Below are 17,396 nucleotides of genomic sequence, written 5' to 3' on the forward strand. Positions count from 1 at the left end.
CCTCCCGCTGACGCTAACGAGCCTGTACGGTCCGCATGCCGGTTGAACGTTGAGGTTCCGGTAGTCAGCGGGGGATACCTGGGGTGCCGCGGCCCCGATGAGGCGCACGGGGGTGCCCGATCTCGATGATCGATGTTCGCGAAGGTTCGCCGCGCCATGACCAGCGGCCGGTTTCCCGTGGGTGGTACTCGTACGCCGCTCGTTTCCGCGGCGAAGGCACGGAGGCTCGTCGGGCCTGGCGGGGCGACTACGTCCGCCGGATCGTCATCGGTGATGTCGTGTGTGCCGCCGCCGCCGGCATCGCCGGGTACCTGACGCGCTTCGGACCCGATGGCGCTGCGTCGCATCCGTCGCTTCTGGCCGCTCTCGCGCTGCCGGCCATCTTTGTCGGCGCGATGCTCATCTCGCGCAGTTATGAGGAGCGCTTCCTCTGGGTGGGGGCCGAGGAGTTCCGGCGGGTCTTCTTCGCGGCCATGATGCTGCTCGCCACGGTCGGCACCGTCTCGTGGGCATTCCAGCTCGACGTCGCCCGCGGTTTCGTCAGCGTCGCCGTGCCGCTGGCCGCGTCTCTGACCCTGCTGCACCGCTACATCCAGCGGCAGCGGCTGCACCGGGCGCGGGGTCGAGGTGAGCACCTGCAGACCACGCTCCTGGTCGGCCACCGCAACGCCGTCGCCGCGCTCGACGAGCAGCTCGACCGGGAGGCGTTCCACGGCTACCGCGTCATCGGTTGCTGTCTGCCGACCGACCAGTACGACCCCGCGGCCGACGCCTTCAACGGGCTGCCGGTGCTCGGGGACCTCGAGCAGGTGGCCGACATCGTCGCGCAGTACGAGGTCGACACCGTGGCGGTGCTTCCATGCCCGGAACTCGACGGACCGGCGCTGCGCCGGCTGGGCTGGGACCTGGAGAAGACTCGCGCCGAATTGCTGCTGGCCCCGGCCGTCACCGAGATCGTCGGACCGCGCGTGCGCATCCGACCGGTGTGCGGGCTGCCGCTGATGCACATGGAGCGCCCGGAGCTCACCGGTATCCGGCGGATCACCAAGGACCTGTTCGACAAGACCTCGGCAACACTCGGCGTGCTGTTCCTGCTGCCCGTCCTGCTCGGCATCGCCCTCGCCGTCAAGGTCACCAGTGCCGGCCCGGTGTTCTTCCGCCAGGAGCGCGTCGGCCGCGACGGGCAGACCTTCTCGATGCTCAAGTTCCGCAGCATGGTCACCGGTGCCGACCGCATGGTCGCGGCCCTGGAGGCCGACAGCGACGGCAACGGCGTCCTGTTCAAGAAGAAGGACGACCCGCGCGTCACCCGCGTCGGCAAGTTCCTCCGCCGGTACTCGCTCGACGAGCTGCCCCAGCTGCTCAACGTCATCCGGGGCGACATGTCCCTCGTCGGGCCGCGCCCGCCGCTGCCCACCGAGGTCGAGCGGTACGGATTCGACATGCACCGCCGCTTCCTGGTCAAGCCGGGCCTCACCGGCCTGTGGCAGGTCAGCGGACGGTCCGACCTCTCGTGGGACGACTCGGTGCGGATCGACGTCCGCTACGTCGAGAACTGGTCCCTGACGTTCGACTTCATGATCCTCTGGAAGACCGCCGGGGCAGTGCTGCGCGGGTCAGGGGCGTACTGACCGCACAATGTGCCAGTGAGTAGTTCCGGTGGCGCGCCTCCGGCCTTCACGATCCTGCTGGTCTGCACCGGGAACATCTGCCGGTCGGCCCTCGGCGAGCGGCTCGGCCGCGCCTACCTCGACGAGGTCCTGGGCGACGAAGCGGCGGCCATCCGGCTGGTCAGCGCCGGTACCCGTGCGGTCGTGGGCTCGGCGATGCATCCGGACAGCGCCCTCGTCCTGGCCGGGTACGGCGCGCAGCCGGGTGATTTCCGCGCCCGGCAGTTGACCGAGGCGCTGCCCGCTCAGGCCGACCTCGTGCTGACCATGACGCGCAGCCATCGCCGGGACGTGCTCGCCGCCGCGCCCCGGGGGCTCTCCCGCACGTTCACCCTGCGGGAGGCCGCCGCCCTGCTCGACCTGGTTCCGCCGGCGGACCACCTGCCGGGCGACTCCCTGGCTGACCGGGCGCGCGCCCTCGTCGCGGCCATGGCGTCGGCTCGCGCGCAGCGCCCGGGCGGGGGAGATGACGACGTCCGGGACCCCATCGGGCACCCCGTGGAGGTGCATCAGGAAGTCGGCGACGCCATCGTCGAGGCGCTGCTGCCCGTGCTGGGCCGCCTGGCGGAGCTGCGCTGACGCGGTCGGGCTCGGATTGTCAGCGCGGGACCGGGGGCAGCGTCTCGTCGCTGAAGGCATCGGCGTTCTGGGACAGCGAGTCGTTGCGGAGGTACGCCCACATCCGCTCGCCTGCGGCGCCGTCCAGGTACACCACGCTCGCGGGCCCCTCCATCCCGGTGCCGAGTACCGGAGCCGTGAAGAAGTCGACGTTGTCCGGCCGGACGTTCCGCATGGAGAGCGCCAGGCCGAGCAGGTCGGTGTTGCTCAGCGAGTCGTCGACGGTGACCGCACTGGTGACCGCCCGGAGCGCGTCGTCGAGCCGGCCGGGGCTGGAGAACGTGTTGGAGCTGAACAGCTTGCTGAACATCGCCTGCAGGTACTGCTGCTGCCGCTTCACCCGGTCGAAGTCGCCACCCGGCAGCCCATAGCGCTGACCGAGGTACCAGCGGGCCTGCTCGCCGTCGAGGTGGTTGACGCCCTCGGTGAAGGTGTACGGACCGTTGGTCGTCGTCTCGGCGACGACGACATCGACCCCGCCGAGGTCGTCGGTCACCTGGATCAGACCGTCGAAGTCGATGGCCATGTAGTGGTCGATGCGCACCTGGGTGAGCTGCTCGACCGTCTGGATCAGCAGCGACGGCCCACCGAACGCGTAGGCCGCATTGATCTTGTTCATGCCGCGGCCGGGGATGTCGACCCAGGAATCGCGGGGGATGGAGATGATCTGGGCATGCTCGCGGTCCCCGCTGAACCGGGCCAGCATGATGGCGTCCGACCGCCCGCTCGGGTCCTCGCCCTCCTCCGCGCTCACCCGGCTGTCCGAGCCGACCAGGAGGAAGGTCACCGGCTCCTCGGAGGTCTCCTGAGCGGGCGTCGCGGGCGCCGGACGCGTCTCCTCGTCGATCTCGTCGAAGACGTCGGCGACCCGCTCGATGTTGCCGGCGTACCGGTTCATCAGGTACCAGGCCGAGCTGCCGACGACCAGGGCCAGCACCACGGTGAGCACGCCCAGCCCGATGAGGACGCGACGCAGCACCGGGCGGCTGCTGCCCGGGGTCGATCCGTCGTCGTCCGGAGCGGACGGCTGTTCCCGCTCGCGCGACGCGGCCGGGTCGGCGTTCGGGTCGTCCGCGGGCGCGCCGTCGAGGGCGTCCTTCCCGGACCCGTCGTGCTCGTCGGTGCTCATGCGACCCCCGTCTGCGGACTACCGCGGTCGAGGGTACGGCGGTGAGGCGCCTGCCGAGCGGGCCTCATCCGGGGGAGTGAGCTGCTTGTTTCTCTTCGGAGGCCGGCGCGCGTGCCGGCGTGGCGCAGGTTCCTCCGCCTGGAACGCCTCACCCGCCCGTGGTCTGGCCGCGTACCGGCCGGTTCCGTAGGGTCTGGATGCCGCGAACGGGGTCGTGGCATCGGACGTTCACGGAGGATCCATGCGCATCTCAGTCATCGGCTGCGGCTATCTCGGCGCCGTGCACGCGGCGTCCATGGCCGAGCTGGGGCACGAGGTCGTGGGCATCGACGTCGACGCCGCCAAGATCGCGACGCTGGCCGACGCCAAGGCGCCGTTCTACGAGCCCGGCTTCGAGGAGCTGCTCGAGCGCACCCTGGCGACGGGGCGGCTGCGTTTCTCCACCGACTTCGCCGATGCCGCCGGCGCCGCCGTGCACTTCGTCTGCGTGGGCACCCCGCAGAAGCGGGGCGAGTACGCCGCGGACATGCGGTACGTGCAGGGCGCGGTGGAGTCGCTGCTCGGCGTGCTGGCACCGGGCGAGCTCGTCGTCGGCAAGTCCACGGTCCCCGTCGGGACGGCCGCCGCCCTGGCGGACATCGTTGCCGGCAAGGTCCCCGGCGCCCTGCTGGCGTGGAACCCCGAGTTCCTGCGCGAGGGCTTCGCCGTCCAGGACACGCTGCAGCCCGACCGGCTGGTCTACGGCCTCCCGGCCGGCGCCGACGGCGACACCGCCCGCGCCCTGCTGGACGAGGTCTACGCGACGATCGTCGAGCGGGGCACGCCCAAGGTGGAGAGCGACTACGCCACCGCCGAGATGGTGAAGACCGCGGCCAACTCGTTCCTGGCCACCAAGATCTCGTTCATCAACGCCATGGCCGAGCTGTGCGAGGCCACCGGCGCCGACGTGAAGCTGCTGGCCGACGCCATCGGCTACGACGACCGGATCGGCCGCAAGTTCCTCAACGCCGGGCTCGGCTTCGGCGGCGGCTGTCTGCCCAAGGACATCCGCGCCTTCATGGCCCGCGCCGGCGAGCTGGGTGCCGATCAGGCGCTGACCTTCCTGCGCGAGGTCGACAACATCAACATGCGCCGCCGCATCCGCATGGTGGAGCTCGCGCGCGAGGTCTGCGACGGATCGCTGCTCGGCAAGCGCGTCGCCGTCCTCGGTGCGGCCTTCAAGCCCGACAGCGACGACATCCGCGACTCCCCGGCGCTCAACGTCGCCGCGCAGCTCCAGCTGCAGGGCGCCGTCGTGCGCGTCACCGACCCGGCTGCGGTGGAAAACAGCCGCCGGCAGTGGCCGCAGCTCGACTACGCCGACACGGCGGAGGAAGCCGCGCAGGGCGCGGACGCCGTCCTGGTCCTCACCGAGTGGAAGCAGTACCGGGAGCTGGACCCCGCGGCGTTCGGCAAGGTCGTGAAGCAGAAGCGGGTGCTCGACGGCCGCAACGCCCTCGACCGGGACGCGTGGACGGCGGCCGGCTGGACCTACCGGGCCCTGGGCCGCCGCGCCGGGTAACGGCGCCCGCCTGGGATCCGGGGCCGGTCAGACCGCTGATCCGACGTCCGGGGGACGTGTGACGGACAGGCTGGCGGCAGCAAGGGTGCGACTGGCAGCCTGAGCAGGTGGCGAAGCTGCTTGCTGTCCTCCTGGCGGTCGTCGTGGCCGTGGAGATCGTCGTGGGCCTCGTCGTCGTCGGGGCCCTCTTCTGGCTCGGATCACCGGAGACCATCGGAATGGCCATCGGGGTCCTGCTGATCGCGGCGCTGTCCTGCCTCCTGGTCGCCCGGTACATCCGCGCGGGGCGGTCAACGCCGCCCAGCACCGACCTCCCGCGCAGCCGGCCCGCCTGAGGCGGTTCGCCCGAGAGCACCGTTCTCATGCTCCACGGTCAGGTTTCTCCTCCGGACTGCCGATAGGGAGAACGTGTGGTGGGTCTGGGTGCTGAGCGCGGTCGCCGTGTGGGCGGTTCTCGCCGTCGTGGCCGGTGTCGTCATCGGCCGCGGAATCCGGATGGCCGAGCAGCGACGGCCGGGCGCCGCGACCGTCCTGACCACTGCTGATCTCGCCCTCGCCCCGGCCCCTTCTCAGCGGGCTGCCGTCCGCACCCGCCGCCGCGCCGTCCCGCTCCCGCCCGTCGGCATCGCCCTCGCCGCCCTTGCGGTGGCGCTGGAGACCGTCGGCTTCGTCGTCCGGCTCCGTGGTGAGTCCGGTCCCGTCGCCCGCGCGCTCTCCATGGACGCCGCGTACTCGGTGCCCCGCACCTTCGTCGCCGTCCTCTTCGCCGTCGCGGCCATCGCGGCCGTGGTCGGGGCCTCCCGCCTCCCCGGTCGCCGCGCCTGGTGGCTCGGTGTCGGGCTCGTCGCCGGGCTCATCGCCACCGTGAAGGCCGGCAGCACCGTCCACGTCAACGCCATGGGCACGCTCACCGACGCCCTCGGGAACGTCGGCGCGCTGGTGGTCAGCGTCGCCGCGGCCGCCGCCGTCATCGGCGCGCTCTGGTTCCTCAGCCGCACCGAGCGCCGTGACCGGCGACGGGTGCTGGGCGTGCTCGCCCTCTACGCCGGCGCCTCGGTCGGTCTCTCCGCCTTCTCCAGCGTCGCCGCCAGCAGCTTCGGCGCCAACCTGGCCGCCGCGGCCACCTACCTCGAGGAGTCCGGCGAGGCGCTGGCCGGTGTCGCCTTCCTCATGGCCGTTCTCATCGGTGTCGCGCCCCGCCTGGTGCTGCCGGCCGAATGGGCGCTGCGGCGCACGGCCGACGCCCAGACCCTGGACGCGCCGGTCACCGACGCACTCCAACGGCCGGTGCAGGGCTGACCCGGACGAGGTAGAAACGGCGGCCGCCGAGGTTGGCCGGCGACTAGCGTCGGTAAGCACGGACAGCCCGGCGCGGGCACGACGAGGGGAGGGGACAGGACATGCGCATGCTCGTCACCGGCGGTGCCGGGTTCATCGGTGCCAATTTCGTGCACCAGACGCTGCGCGAACACCCCGAGCACTCCGTCACTGTGCTCGACGCCCTCACCTACGCCGGCAACGAGGCCTCCCTGGCCCCCGTCCGCGGCGACATCGAGTTCGTGCACGGCTCCGTCGCCGACGCCGAGCTGGTCGACCGGTTGGTCGCGCGGCACGACGTCGTCGTCCACTTCGCCGCCGAGTCGCACAACGACAACTCGCTGCGCGACCCCTCGCCGTTCCTCACAACCAACCTGGTCGGCACCTTCACGATCCTCGAGGCCGTGCGCCGGCACAGCGTCCGGCTGCACCACATCTCCACCGACGAGGTCTACGGCGACCTCAAACTGGACGACCCGGCCAAGTTCACCGCCGAGACGCCGTACAACCCGAGCAGCCCTTACTCCGCCACCAAGGCCGGCTCCGACCTGCTGGTGCGCGCCTGGGTCCGCTCGTTCGGCATCCACGCCACCCTCTCCAACTGCTCCAACAATTACGGGCCCTACCAGCACGTCGAGAAGTTCATCCCGCGGCAGATCACCAACGTGCTCGCCGGCCTCCGGCCCAAGCTGTACGGCGGCGGTGAGAACGTCCGCGACTGGATCCACGTCGACGACCACAACGCCGCCGTGCACCTGATCCTGGAGCGGGGCCGGTCGGGGGAGACCTACCTGATCGGTGCCGACGGCGAGAAGAACAACCGCGAGGTGCTCGCCCTGATCCTCGAGCTCACCGGGCAGCCGGCCGACGCGTTCGACTCCGTTCCCGACCGCGCCGGGCACGACCTGCGCTACGCCATCGACGCCACCAAGCTCCGCGACGAGCTGGGCTGGACGCCGCGCTACACCGACTTCCGCGACGGACTGGCCGCCACCATCGACTGGTACCGCGAGAACGAGTCGTGGTGGCGCCCGCTCAAGGGTCAGGTCGAGGCGCAGTACGCGGCCGCCGGCCAGTGACCACCCTGATCCTCGGCGCCAACGGACAGCTCGGGCGGGCGCTGCAGCGGCAGTTCCCCGACGCGATCGCCCTGGACCGGTCGAAGCTCGACGTCTCCGACCCCGCCGCCGTGCGCGACTACCGCTGGGACGGCGTCGACGTCGTCCTCAACGCCGCCGGCTGGACCGCGGTCGACGCCGCCGAGGACCCGGCCAACCACGCCGCCGTGCGCGCCGCCAACGCCGACGCCGTCGGCTACCTGGCCCGGGCGGTGCGCACCTGCGGCGCCACCCTCGTGCACGTCTCCAGCGAGTACGTCTTCGACGGCCGGCACGAGGGCCCCCACCCCGAGGACTGGCCGGCCAACCCGCTGAGCGTCTACGGGCAGAGCAAGGCCGACGGTGACACCCACGCCGGCCACGTGACCAAGCACTACCTGATCCGCACCACCTGGGTGGCCGGCGAGGGCGGCAACTTCGTGCGCACGATGGCCGGCCTGGCCGACCGCGGCGTGTCCCCGACGGTCGTCGACGACCAGATCGGCCGCCCGACGTTCACCGCCGACCTCGCCGCCGGCATCGCGCACCTGCTGGACTCCGGCGCGCCGTTCGGCACCTACAACCTCACCAACGCCGGTGACCCGGTCTCGTGGGCCGACGTCGCCGCCGCCGTCTTCGAGGCGCGCGGCCGGTCCGCCGACGACGTGACGCGGGTCAGCACCGAGAAGTACTTCGCCGACAAGCCGGGGACGGCGCCCCGGCCGCTCAACAGCGTGCTGGACCTGAGCCGCATCCAGGCGGCGGGGTTCTGGCCGCGCGACTGGCGCGATGTCCTGCCCACCTACCTCGAGGGGATCGAGGCGCCGGCGTAGGTCAGGACGACTGCGCCGAGGCCTGCTCGCGCAGGTAGCGCTCGACGCTGTCAGTGCCGAACGGGGCTTCCGCGGCCTCGTCGCCCAACCGGATGGCGCGACCGAGGAGCAGTGCCACGGGCAGGGCGAGCGTCGTCCAGGCGAGTCCCGCCAAGAGCACCGTGGTCATGACCCATGTCTACTGGGCGCATTGTGATCCTAAGTACCGCCACGCAGACAGAAAGTGACGAACCGCTTCCTCTCCTGATGGCTAGGCCGGTAAGGCCGGGCGCTCTCGCGCAACGGCCGGCACCTCGTCGCCGGGCTGCGTGGCTCCGCGCTGAGCCACCGGGTCAGAAGCCGGGGCGGACCTGTCCACAGCGGCAGCGGTACAGCGTCGCGCTGCTGAACGGGTCGGCTCCCGCCCCGCGGAACCAGTGCACGTGCCAGGGTGTCGGGCGACCCGGTCTGCCCGGAGCGCGGCTGCCGGAGCGCCGGCGGAAACCCCCGACAACGGACACGTGCCGATGGTCCCACCGCGGGGGAGGCAGGTCGATTCCAGAGGCGTCATCGCACGGCAGCGGCCAGGACGATCATGTCCGTGCCATCGGCTCAGGGACCGGAGAGAGAGCCGCCGCTCACGCCGTCGATGAGGGACTGCGCGATGTCGCGCACCTTCCGGTTCGACCGCTGTGAGGCTGCCGCGAGCAGGCTGAAGGCCTCCGCCGCGTCGCAGCGGCGCTGGCTCATCAGGATGCCTTTGGCCTGCTCGATGACCGCCCGGCTGCGCATCGCGGCGTCCAGGTTGGTCGCCAGCTCACGCGTGCTCTCGTACAGGTGGATGTTGCGCACCGCGACGGCCACGTAGGAGGCGAACTCTCGGCCTGACTCCCTCGAGACGTCGTCGAAGGCGCCGGCCTCCCGGCCGTACAGGTTCAGCGCGCCGTGGAGGGTCTCCCGGACCGGGACCGGAACCGACAGGGAGCTCAGCGACCCCTTGGCCACGCACACCCGGGCGTAGTCGGGCCACCGGGTCTCCTGCCTTGCGTCGGTGATCTCGCAGATTTCCTGGCCGACGGCGGCATCAAGGCACGGGCCGTGGCCCCGGCCGTACTGCGCCTCGTCGAGGTCCAGTGCGAGCTGCCCGGTGAAGGCGGGCGTGGTCGGCTTCTCCCTGACGATGAGGCTGACCGATGCCTCGGCGGCACCGGGGATGACCTGCTTGGCCAGGTCGGCCACGCGCTGGAGGAGCGACTCCATCGACGTGTCGTCGAAGGAGAGCCGCGCGAGCTCGGCGAAGGCGTCCCGCGCCGCACTGGACCGCGGTCCAGCGGACAGTTCTTCGGTGCTCAAGACAGGTCCCGCCCGTCGGGTCCGGTGCGCGCTGAGCGCTCACCGGAGCTCGCCCCGAGAGGGGCGCCATGATCCCGAGGCCGCTGTATGACCCGAAGAGAAACCGCCGAAGCGGTACGGGTCGATTCTACTCCGCACGTCGGCGTCCGACGAGCGGCCTGGCCGCACCCGGCGGCGGCCCTGCCGGCCCGTGGGCTTGGACCGGCAGGACCTGGCCGCTGAAGGCTTCCCGGGACCGGCCGACAGGACCTGGGCGCGCTGTGCCCCATCACGCCCGGTCCAACCCTCCGGGACGTCGGGAGCACTCGTGCGAGCAGTCGGACGGCCCGGTTCCACTAGGGTCCGGGAATGGTCGAGCACCGGACCGTTCCCGACCCGGGGCGTCACCTGGGCGACGCCCTGAGCAGAGTGGCGCGCACCCTCCAGGAGGAGCACGGCGACGTCGAGGGCACGCTGCAGGCGATCACGGTCGGGGCGGTGGCCACGGTGCCCGGCGCCGAGGAATGCAGCATCAACTACGTGATCGGGCGCGCGAAGTTCGCGCCGCGCGCGGCGACCGGCGAACTCCCGCGGACGCTGGACCTGCTGCAGCAGCAGCTCGAGGAGGGCCCCTGCCTCGACGCCGTGTGGGAACACGAGGTCGTGCGGGTGGACGACATGGCCTCCGAGCAGCGCTGGCCCGCGTTCGCCCAGCAGTCCGCCGCCCTGGGCGTGGGCAGCATGCTGTGCTTCCAGCTCTTCGTGCACGGCGACCAGCTGGGCGCCATGAACCTGTACGCGCGCACCCCCGGCGCCTTCGACGACGAGGCCCAGGAGATAGGTCTGCTGTTCGCGAGCCACGCCGCCGTCGCCTTGGCCGGGGCGGAGACGGAGGAGAACCTCCGGCTCGGGATGAGCCACCGCGACCTGGTCGGGCAGGCCAAGGGGATCCTGATGGAGCGCCACCGGCTCACCGCCGGTCAGGCGTTCGCCGTGCTCTCGCGCGTGTCCCAGGAGACGAACCGGAAGCTCGTCGACATCGCCCGTGAGCTCACGGACTCCGGAGGGCTGCCGGGCGGGCGGGGCCGCCGCGACTGACAGGCGGGGTCAGCCGACGCCCATGGCGATGACCGGCCGCGCAGCCGGGTCCAGCCAGCGCATCAGCTTCTCCAGCGCGTACTGGCTGATCGCGACGCAGCCCGCCGTCGGCGCGTTGTTGCTGATGTGCAGGAAGAACGCCGATCCCGCGCCCCGCCGTCCCTCGCGGTTGTAGTCGATGACCACGGCCTGGTCGTAGACGGCGCCCTGGGCGTAGAGGTTCTCCCCGGCCCGCTCGTCGAAGTCGCAGGTGCCGGGCGCGCACTCGGCGTACCGGTTGTAACGGGGGCTGTTGACGTCCGAGACCCACCAGTCGTCGCCGTCGACCCGGCGGTAGGGGAGTGCCGTGCCGGGGTTGCCGGCCCGGCCGAAGGCCTCGGTCAGCCGGAACGTGCCCGCCGGGGTGCGGGTCGAGCCCTCGCGGGCCGCACCCACGCCGGCCGAGCCGATCCGTGCGGTCACCGGGCCCACCGCGACCCGCCATCCGTCGCCCACGCGCTCCCACGCGGTCAGCTTCGCCGTCGTCGACCCCGCGGTGGGGGCGGCCACGGTGACCACCTGGGTCCCGGGCGGGGCGACGCCGAGGGCCGGGGCGCCCACCACGTGCGTGCCCGCGTTCGGGAACCACCGGATCGAGCCGTACTGGAAGTCCTGCGCCCGGCCGCCCGGGATGGCGAACTCGCCGGTGGTCGGGAAACCGAGCGCCGAGTTCTCCCAGCCCATCGACGCCCACCGGTTGCGGATGGCCCCGTAGATCGGCTGGGCCCCGGTCTGCGGCGTCCAGTAGATCGAGCCGTGCTGGAAGTGGTTGAACCGCCCGTACTTCGTCGGCGTGGGCAGCTCGTCGGTGGTCGGGAAGCCGAGCCGGCCGCCCTCCCAGCTCATCGCTCCCCAGCGCCCCAGGATCGCGCCCCACACCGCGTGCGCCCCGGTGCCCGGCGTCCAGTAGATCGAGCCGCCCTGGAAGGCGTTGAACCGTCCGTACACGCGCGGCGTGGCCAGCTCGTTCGTCAGCGGGTAGCCCAGCCGGCCGGCCGGGCCGCCGTGCGCCCGGTAGTGGTTCAGGATCGCGCCGATCACGCTGTGCGTGCCGGTCGCCGGTGAGGTGAAGGTCTGGGCGTGGGCGCTGGGCGCAGTCAACGCCACCACGGCTGCGACGGCGGCGGTGACGAGGGCCGCGGCCGCGCGGCGGCGCGAGCGGGTGCTGGAGAACATGCCGGCTCCTGGACGGTCGGCCGTCGACGGAGCGATCGGCACGCGTGCGGCCGGGGGCCGCGGTCGCGGACACCGTAAACGGAACCGGCCGGATTCGGTGACGATTCGGCCGCCCCGTTCACCGAGGACCGCTCCGGCCCCACCGTTCACACCGCCGGGCTTACCGGCAGCTCGCGGTCAGGAGGTCGCAGCGGTCTCGATCGTGGTGGAGTCGTCCCCGGAGACGCCGGTCCGGCCGTCCTCGGGCTCACGGGCCGGGGGGACGGCCACTGCGGGGGCGGCGGGAAGCGCGACCGTCCCCCCGGCCGCCGGCACCGCGGGGGTGGAGGCATCGAGCCGTGGGCCGTCGAGCTCCGGGGAGTCCAGGCGCACAGCAGCGGGCACGTGTCCGGCCCGGCGGATGGCCTGACCGAGCACCAGGCCCACCACCAGCGTCAGCCCGAGCCAGATCGCAACGAACGTCACCATTCGTTCACGTCCCCGTCCTTGCGTCAGGAGCGAGACCGTTCTGGCTCCGATCGTCCGATGATGCGTTCTGCGAGCCGTGTGCGCCAGACCCCCTACGGAAAACCGCCCTGGTGGATTCCGGCAGGGGCCGGCGCCCCGGCACCCGCGTACAGCGCCAGCAGCGCCGACCTTTGCGTGGCCCGGGTGTTGCCGGCCAGCACCTGTGACCAGGCGGCCACGTTCGCCGCGGCCGCGACCGGATCGTCGAGGACCGTCGCGGCCGACTGCGCCGGCACCTCGGGGGAGAGGGTCAGCGAGTCAGGGACGTCCGCGAAGCAGGGAACCCGCCGGACCAGCGTGGGGATCCCGAGGGCCGCGGCTTCGGCCACCATGAGCGGGAAGCCCTCCCACCGGGCGGAGTGCAGGTAGAGGTCGGCGCCGCCGAGCACCTCCGTCGTGGCGGCCCGCGGGAGCCATCCCGTCACCTCCACCCCCCCGGCCTCCAGTGCGGCCCGCCGCGCGGGGTCGCCATCGCCCAGCCACACCGCGCGTAGCCCTGGCTGTCGCCTGCGCAGGCCCTCGACGACCGAGAGGAAGAAGCCGGGATCCTTCTGCGGCGCCAGCCGGCCACCCCCGACCACCAGCTTCTCCAGCCCGGCGTGCCGCGCCCCGCCCGGGCGGCGCACCGGGGCGATGTTGGGCACCAGGTGCCGGGGGACCCGGCGGTGCGGCCAGCGCGTCAGCTGCCACTCGCGGACCGAGCAGGCACCCACGGCGGAGGTGTTCACGGCCAGCAGCGCCTCGACCGCCCAGAAGGCGGCGCGGACCGGTGCCGCGACGTCACGGCGCTCGAAGGCGTAGCAGTGCGGGGTGTAGACCGACGGGGTGCGCCGCCGGGAAACGGCCAGTCGCGCGTACACGCCACCGTGGCTCGAGTGGGAGTGGACGACGTCGGGGCGCACCTGGCCGACGACCTCGCGCACCCGCCGCACGCGACGCAGGTGCCCGCCGTCCATGCGGTGCACCGAGGCGAACCGGCCCTGGTCGGCCAGATCCCCCTCCGCGTCCACCGGCGTGCCCGACAGCAGGTGGTGCTCGGCCTCCGGCAGGGAGTGGGTGTACTGCGCGATCGCCGACCCCACGCCGCTGCTGAACTTCTGCACGACGTGCAGGACGCGCAGGGCCGGCCGGGCGGAGGACCCGGCGGTCACCTCCCCTCGCTCCGCAGCAGCGCCGCGAACGTGCGCAGCATGATCTTGACGTCCAGCCAGAGCGACCAGTTCTCGATGTAGTAGTTGTCGAAGCGGGCCCGGTCGGCGATGGATGTGTCGCCGCGCAGCCCGTGCACCTGCGCCAGGCCGGTCACCCCCGACGGCACCCGATGGCGGGCCCCGTAGCTGGGGTAGCTCTCCTCGAACTGGCTGACGAAGTAGGGGCGTTCGGGGCGGGGACCGACCAGGCTCATGTCGCCACGCAGGACGTTGTACAGCTGCGGCAGCTCGTCCAGCGACGTCGCCCGTAGCAACCGGCCGAACGGCGAGAGGCGAGGGTCGTCGGCGACGTTCCAGGTCGTCGCCGACTCGGCCGAGCTGGCCGGGCGCAGCGACCGGAACTTCAACAGCTCGAAGCGCCGGCCGTCCACGCCGACGCGGACCTGCCGGAACAGCACACCGGGACCTCCGTCGATCCGCACCGCCAGCGCGAGCAGCGCCAGCAGGGGAGCCAGGAAGGCCAGCGCGAGCCCGGACAGCAGCACGTCGGTCAGGCGCTTGAGCGGCCAGGTGGCGCTGCGGTACGTCGACCGCCGGAGCCGCACGAGCGGAAAGCCCCACGCGGAGTCCATGTCGACGCCCACCTGGTGGAGCTCGAAGAACCGCGGCACGAGGAACAGCTCGCAGCGGAAGCGGTCGCAGGTGCGGATGACGCGCACCATGTCCGATTCCTTCATGGCGCAGAACGCCACCACCACCGCGTGCACCTCGCCCCGCTGCAGGATGCCCTGCAGCGCGTCCGCGCCCCCCATCATCGGCAGGTCCACGGTCCGGGGATGGTCCGGCGGGTCGTCGTCCAGGAAGCCGACCGGCCGGAGGCCGTACTCGGGGTGCGCGTGGAGGACCTCGGCCAGGTCGCTCCCCACCTGCCCGGCACCGACGACCAGGGTCGGATGGATGACCGCGCCGCGGGCGCGCATCCGGCGCACCGTCCAGTAGCCCAGCGCCCGGAACGCCAGCACCAGCACGCCGATGGCGAGAGCGCCCCACAGAAAGCGCCACTCGATCACGGTCTCGCGCGATCGGAGCGCGTCCCAGGCGATCCGGCCGACGACGAGCAGCGCCGCGCTCACCAGCCACCGCCCGGTGAGCACGGGCAGGTCGTCGAGCACGGAGAGCGACAGCCGGGACCGGTAGAGGCCGGCGTTCCACAGGGTCAGCAGCAGCAGCACGCCGAAGGCGAGCGCGGCACGGCCCGGCGCGTCGACGCCCCAGACGGCGCCGAGGCCCTCGGCGGCGACCAGTGCGAGGGCGACGGCGAGCACGTCGAGCGCGACCAGGAGCGGGCGCGCGCCGAAACGGAAGAGGCGCTGCCAGCCCGCCGACCTCCGGAAGGGTGGCAGGGGCGTCGGATCCGGAGCGCGCCCCCTGTTCCCGGGCGCGGAGAACGACCGGATGCGTGCGGTGGCGTCGGCGCTCACGGTGCGGCTCGCCGAGCGGTGGACGTGCTGCGGTTCATCTCAGGAGGTCCTCGACTGGAGCTGAGGCGCGCGGGCGCAGGACGCCGGGGCGCGCGGGAGAGCGAGCAGGAGGTGGCCGGTGCGGGAACACCGGGCACGGCGGCGGAGTCCGTGCCTCGGCGCCGTCTCGGGCCGGCGGCCGGCTAGTCCGGGTGCTGCCCCGGTGCGTCTCCGGCAGCGGGGCAGCGGCCGGCCAGGTCGGCGGCGAACCGCGCGGACGCGCCGGCTATCGACGCGGTCTGCGCGTCGATGAGGATCGCGACGTCGGCGTGGTCGCCGTGTCCGCCGCCGGAGTGGGTCGTCGTGCAGGGTCCGTGCCCGGAGGAGTGCCCCACCGGGCCCGGAGGTGCGGGCTGCGCGGGCGCGGTCGGTGACGGCGACGGTGCCGGGACCTTCGGCGCGTCCGGTGAGCCCGAGCGGGACGTGACCGCGGCCGCGGCCGCCGAGCCCTGGGACGGCGGCGCTGCGGACGTCGGCGCTGCGGACTGCGGCGCCCGCGGGCCGTCGGCCTCCTGCTGCGCGGGCTCCGCGGCCGGCGAGAAGTCCGCGCTCGTGCCGGCGGGCGGGGAGCCGGCCGGGGCGCGCGCGGGAACCGGGGCGGCGGGCGCTCCCGCCGCCGCGTCGGCACGCACGGCACGCGTCTTCGTCAGCGGAGGGGTGGGGACGACGCTCCCCGCCACGGGTGCCGCGACATCGGCCGCGACGGGTGCCTCGACCTCGGCCGGGACGTCGGCCGGGGCGTCGGCTCCGGGGCTCGAGGGGGGACCGGGGTCGGGAACCGGGGGCGCACCGGGAGGGGTGGGGGCCGGGTCCGCGGCAGGACCGGGCGCGGGCTCGCCAGGGCCCGGAGCGTTCCCGGGGTCCTGGGGAGCCGGAGCGTTCCCGGGGTCCTGGGGAGCCGGCGAGGTCCCGGGGTCCTGGGGAGCCGGCGAGGTCCCGGGGTCCTGGGGAGCCGGCGCGTTCCCGGGGTCCTGGGGAGCCGGGGCGGGAGGAGTGTCGCGGGGTGGATCGGGCCTCGCCGCGTCGTCCGGGGCCGTGGAGCCGCCCCCGCCCGACGAGGAGCCGGGCTGCGGGGCGTCCCCGCGGCCCGGGGCTCCGGAGGCGCTGTCCGGATCCGCGGCCTGTGCCCCGTGCTGCCCGGGTGCCGCGGCGCCGCACGGACCGTCCGGGGCGGCGGGACGACCGGGGGCGGCGGGGCGATCGGGGCGGGAGGCGCCCGCATCCGCCGATCGACCCTGCACCCCCGCGTCGGCGGGGCCGCGCTCACGGGCCTGCGCGGTGGTGGCTGCGACGACCAGCAGGACCCAGGCGGTGAGCAGGAGCAGCAGCGCGAGGAGCAACCGGCGGGCCCAGGTCGCACTCCGGGCGTCACCGGCCGGGGCGACGAGCGACGGGGACGTCGTGCCGTCTCCGTACACGTCAGCTCCTCCCCCCAGCGCCTGCACCCGGCGCCCGTGACCCGGCGCCAGCGACAACAACCCTCTGACCTGGCCATTCACTGTGCAAGCCCCAGCAAGCATCGGGCGGTGACGGATGGAGAACAGCGGCATGGCCATCACGGAGAGTGACGTCGTACGCGTGTCGAGTGCGATGCGTGACCAGCTCGGGCGACGACTGGGTGAAAGACGGCGACAGGCGTCGCCGTCACCTTCCGTGACCATAGGATCGGCCGGGTGAGCACACGAGGTCCGAAGCGGCGGGACCCGGCTCGCGCGGCCAGGCCCAAGGACGAGCGGTCGCAGCAGCCGGACCGCACGCCGCCCGGCGGTGGAGCCGTGGTGGCCGTGCCCCCCGCCGCCCTCCCGAAGCAGAACGGCCGGCGGCTGCTCCTGGCGCTGCTCGGCGCCGTCCTGGCCGTCGCGGCGCTCGTCGCGATCGACCGGTTGCTGCCACGGACCTGGACCGCGGAGGCCCTGGTCGCGGTCCTGCCCGAGGACCCGGCCGGCGACGTCTCCGTGCAGTTCACCGCGATCTGGGTGGAGATCGGCGACTCCGCAGCCATCCGGCAGCAGGCCGCGGACGCGCTCGGCATCGACACCGCCGACCTGCGCGACGCGCTGACGGTCAGCCAGTCGGCCGGGGCCCCGCTGGTGTCGGTGCGGGTCACCACCCAGGACATGCAGCGGTCGGCGGAGTGGGCCAACGCCGTCGCGGCCCAGTTGCTCGAGGAGGCCGAGGACGACCCGGTCCCCGGCTACGACCTCGGGCAGGTCACCGAAGCGCTGCCGCCGGCCACGGCCGACGTCCGCGCCGGTCTGGCCCTGATCGGTGTCGTGGCGCTGGGCGGTGCGCTGCTCGGTGCAGGTGCAGGCGTACTGCTCGACCGCCGCGCGAGTCGGCGGGCGACGGCCTGACCGGGGGGTCCGGCC

17 protein-coding genes are annotated in these 17,396 nt (G+C 73.1%); 9 read left to right on the forward strand and 8 right to left on the reverse strand.

What is annotated here, in order from left to right; translation table 11 throughout:
• Window positions 1–125: 125 nt before the first annotated feature.
• Window positions 126–1,631: a sugar transferase gene (locus ACI793_RS00855; RefSeq protein WP_456604474.1), complete on the forward strand. Its 1,506-nt coding sequence runs from the start codon at window positions 126–128 to the stop codon at window positions 1,629–1,631.
• A 15-nt stretch (window positions 1,632–1,646) separates the two neighbouring features.
• Entirely contained in the window at window positions 1,647–2,249 is a 603-nt protein-coding gene (locus ACI793_RS00860; protein ID WP_456604475.1) for an arsenate reductase/protein-tyrosine-phosphatase family protein, read from the forward strand.
• A gap of 19 nt (window positions 2,250–2,268) precedes the next feature.
• On the opposite strand, the gene ACI793_RS00865 is transcribed toward ACI793_RS00860, so the two are convergent.
• Window positions 2,269–3,417 (reverse strand): LCP family protein, encoded by a 1,149-nt coding sequence (locus tag ACI793_RS00865; RefSeq protein WP_456604476.1) that lies wholly within the window; start codon window positions 3,415–3,417, stop codon window positions 2,269–2,271.
• A 241-nt stretch (window positions 3,418–3,658) separates the two neighbouring features.
• Here ACI793_RS00865 and ACI793_RS00870 point away from each other — a divergent pair, with 241 nt between their 5' ends.
• The 5 genes from ACI793_RS00870 (at window position 3,659) to ACI793_RS00890 (ending at window position 8,225) form a co-directional block, all read left to right on the forward strand.
• Entirely contained in the window at window positions 3,659–4,978 is a 1,320-nt protein-coding gene (locus ACI793_RS00870) for a UDP-glucose dehydrogenase family protein (protein WP_456604477.1), read from the forward strand.
• A gap of 107 nt (window positions 4,979–5,085) precedes the next feature.
• The gene (locus ACI793_RS00875; RefSeq protein WP_456604478.1) at window positions 5,086–5,313 is read left to right on the forward strand and encodes a hypothetical protein; all 228 of its coding nucleotides are present in this window, start codon (window positions 5,086–5,088) and stop codon (window positions 5,311–5,313) included.
• A 73-nt stretch (window positions 5,314–5,386) separates the two neighbouring features.
• The gene (locus ACI793_RS00880) at window positions 5,387–6,277 is read left to right on the forward strand and encodes a hypothetical protein (RefSeq protein ID WP_456604479.1); all 891 of its coding nucleotides are present in this window, start codon (window positions 5,387–5,389) and stop codon (window positions 6,275–6,277) included.
• A 101-nt stretch (window positions 6,278–6,378) separates the two neighbouring features.
• On the forward strand, window positions 6,379–7,374 hold the full coding sequence (gene rfbB, locus ACI793_RS00885) for a dTDP-glucose 4,6-dehydratase (RefSeq protein ID WP_456604480.1): 996 nt from the start codon (window positions 6,379–6,381) through the stop codon (window positions 7,372–7,374).
• Window positions 7,371–8,225: an SDR family oxidoreductase gene (locus tag ACI793_RS00890; protein ID WP_456604481.1), complete on the forward strand. Its 855-nt coding sequence runs from the start codon at window positions 7,371–7,373 to the stop codon at window positions 8,223–8,225. Before rfbB ends, ACI793_RS00890 begins: the two co-directional genes overlap by 4 nt.
• 1 nt (window position 8,226) lies before the next feature.
• Here ACI793_RS00890 and ACI793_RS00895 read toward each other — a convergent pair whose 3' ends face one another.
• Together ACI793_RS00895 and ACI793_RS00900 are read right to left on the reverse strand one after the other, a co-directional pair.
• Entirely contained in the window at window positions 8,227–8,394 is a 168-nt protein-coding gene (locus ACI793_RS00895) for a hypothetical protein (protein WP_456604482.1), read from the reverse strand.
• 422 nt (window positions 8,395–8,816) lie between these two features.
• Window positions 8,817–9,557: an ANTAR domain-containing protein gene (locus ACI793_RS00900; protein WP_456604483.1), complete on the reverse strand. Its 741-nt coding sequence runs from the start codon at window positions 9,555–9,557 to the stop codon at window positions 8,817–8,819.
• Window positions 9,558–9,905: 348 nt separating this feature from the next.
• Between ACI793_RS00900 and ACI793_RS00905 the strand changes: the two genes are divergently transcribed.
• Window positions 9,906–10,634, forward strand: a complete 729-nt coding sequence (locus ACI793_RS00905; RefSeq protein WP_456604484.1) for a GAF and ANTAR domain-containing protein — start codon at window positions 9,906–9,908, stop codon at window positions 10,632–10,634.
• 9 nt (window positions 10,635–10,643) lie between these two features.
• Here ACI793_RS00905 and ACI793_RS00910 read toward each other — a convergent pair whose 3' ends face one another.
• The 5 genes from ACI793_RS00910 to ACI793_RS00930 all read right to left on the reverse strand — a co-directional run bounded on the left by ACI793_RS00910 (window position 10,644) and on the right by ACI793_RS00930 (window position 15,659).
• On the reverse strand, window positions 10,644–11,849 hold the full coding sequence (locus ACI793_RS00910; RefSeq protein ID WP_456604485.1) for a L,D-transpeptidase family protein: 1,206 nt from the start codon (window positions 11,847–11,849) through the stop codon (window positions 10,644–10,646).
• 177 nt (window positions 11,850–12,026) lie between these two features.
• A complete protein-coding gene (locus ACI793_RS00915) occupies window positions 12,027–12,317 on the reverse strand; it encodes a hypothetical protein (protein WP_456604486.1) in 291 nt (96 codons plus the stop codon).
• A 92-nt stretch (window positions 12,318–12,409) separates the two neighbouring features.
• On the reverse strand, window positions 12,410–13,507 hold the full coding sequence (locus ACI793_RS00920; protein WP_456604487.1) for a glycosyltransferase family 4 protein: 1,098 nt from the start codon (window positions 13,505–13,507) through the stop codon (window positions 12,410–12,412).
• Window positions 13,504–14,988 (reverse strand): sugar transferase, encoded by a 1,485-nt coding sequence (locus tag ACI793_RS00925; protein WP_456604488.1) that lies wholly within the window; start codon window positions 14,986–14,988, stop codon window positions 13,504–13,506. The genes ACI793_RS00920 and ACI793_RS00925 overlap by 4 nt, the downstream gene beginning before the upstream one ends.
• Window positions 14,989–15,170: 182 nt before the next feature.
• The gene (locus ACI793_RS00930) at window positions 15,171–15,659 is read right to left on the reverse strand and encodes a hypothetical protein (RefSeq protein ID WP_456604489.1); all 489 of its coding nucleotides are present in this window, start codon (window positions 15,657–15,659) and stop codon (window positions 15,171–15,173) included.
• 1,041 nt (window positions 15,660–16,700) lie between these two features.
• On the opposite strand from ACI793_RS00930, the gene ACI793_RS00935 reads away from it, so the two are divergent.
• The gene (locus tag ACI793_RS00935; protein ID WP_456604490.1) at window positions 16,701–17,381 is read left to right on the forward strand and encodes a hypothetical protein; all 681 of its coding nucleotides are present in this window, start codon (window positions 16,701–16,703) and stop codon (window positions 17,379–17,381) included.
• Window positions 17,382–17,396: the final 15 nt, after the last annotated feature.

This window comes from Blastococcus sp. SYSU DS0617, assembly GCF_054051075.1.

What these genes read in the sequence shown, in the direction of transcription:
- ACI793_RS00855 (WP_456604474.1), top strand. Translation starts at nt 126, where the DNA reads ATGATCGATGTTCGCGAAGGTTCGCCGCGCCATGACCAGCGGCCGGTT.
- ACI793_RS00865 (WP_456604476.1), bottom strand. Translation starts at nt 3,417, where the DNA reads ATGAGCACCGACGAGCACGACGGGTCCGGGAAGGACGCCCTCGACGGC.
- ACI793_RS00870 (WP_456604477.1), top strand. Translation starts at nt 3,659, where the DNA reads ATGCGCATCTCAGTCATCGGCTGCGGCTATCTCGGCGCCGTGCACGCG.
- rfbB (WP_456604480.1), top strand. Translation starts at nt 6,379, where the DNA reads ATGCGCATGCTCGTCACCGGCGGTGCCGGGTTCATCGGTGCCAATTTC.
- ACI793_RS00895 (WP_456604482.1), bottom strand. Translation starts at nt 8,394, where the DNA reads ATGACCACGGTGCTCTTGGCGGGACTCGCCTGGACGACGCTCGCCCTG.
- ACI793_RS00905 (WP_456604484.1), top strand. Translation starts at nt 9,906, where the DNA reads ATGGTCGAGCACCGGACCGTTCCCGACCCGGGGCGTCACCTGGGCGAC.
- ACI793_RS00910 (WP_456604485.1), bottom strand. Translation starts at nt 11,849, where the DNA reads ATGTTCTCCAGCACCCGCTCGCGCCGCCGCGCGGCCGCGGCCCTCGTC.
- ACI793_RS00915 (WP_456604486.1), bottom strand. Translation starts at nt 12,317, where the DNA reads ATGGTGACGTTCGTTGCGATCTGGCTCGGGCTGACGCTGGTGGTGGGC.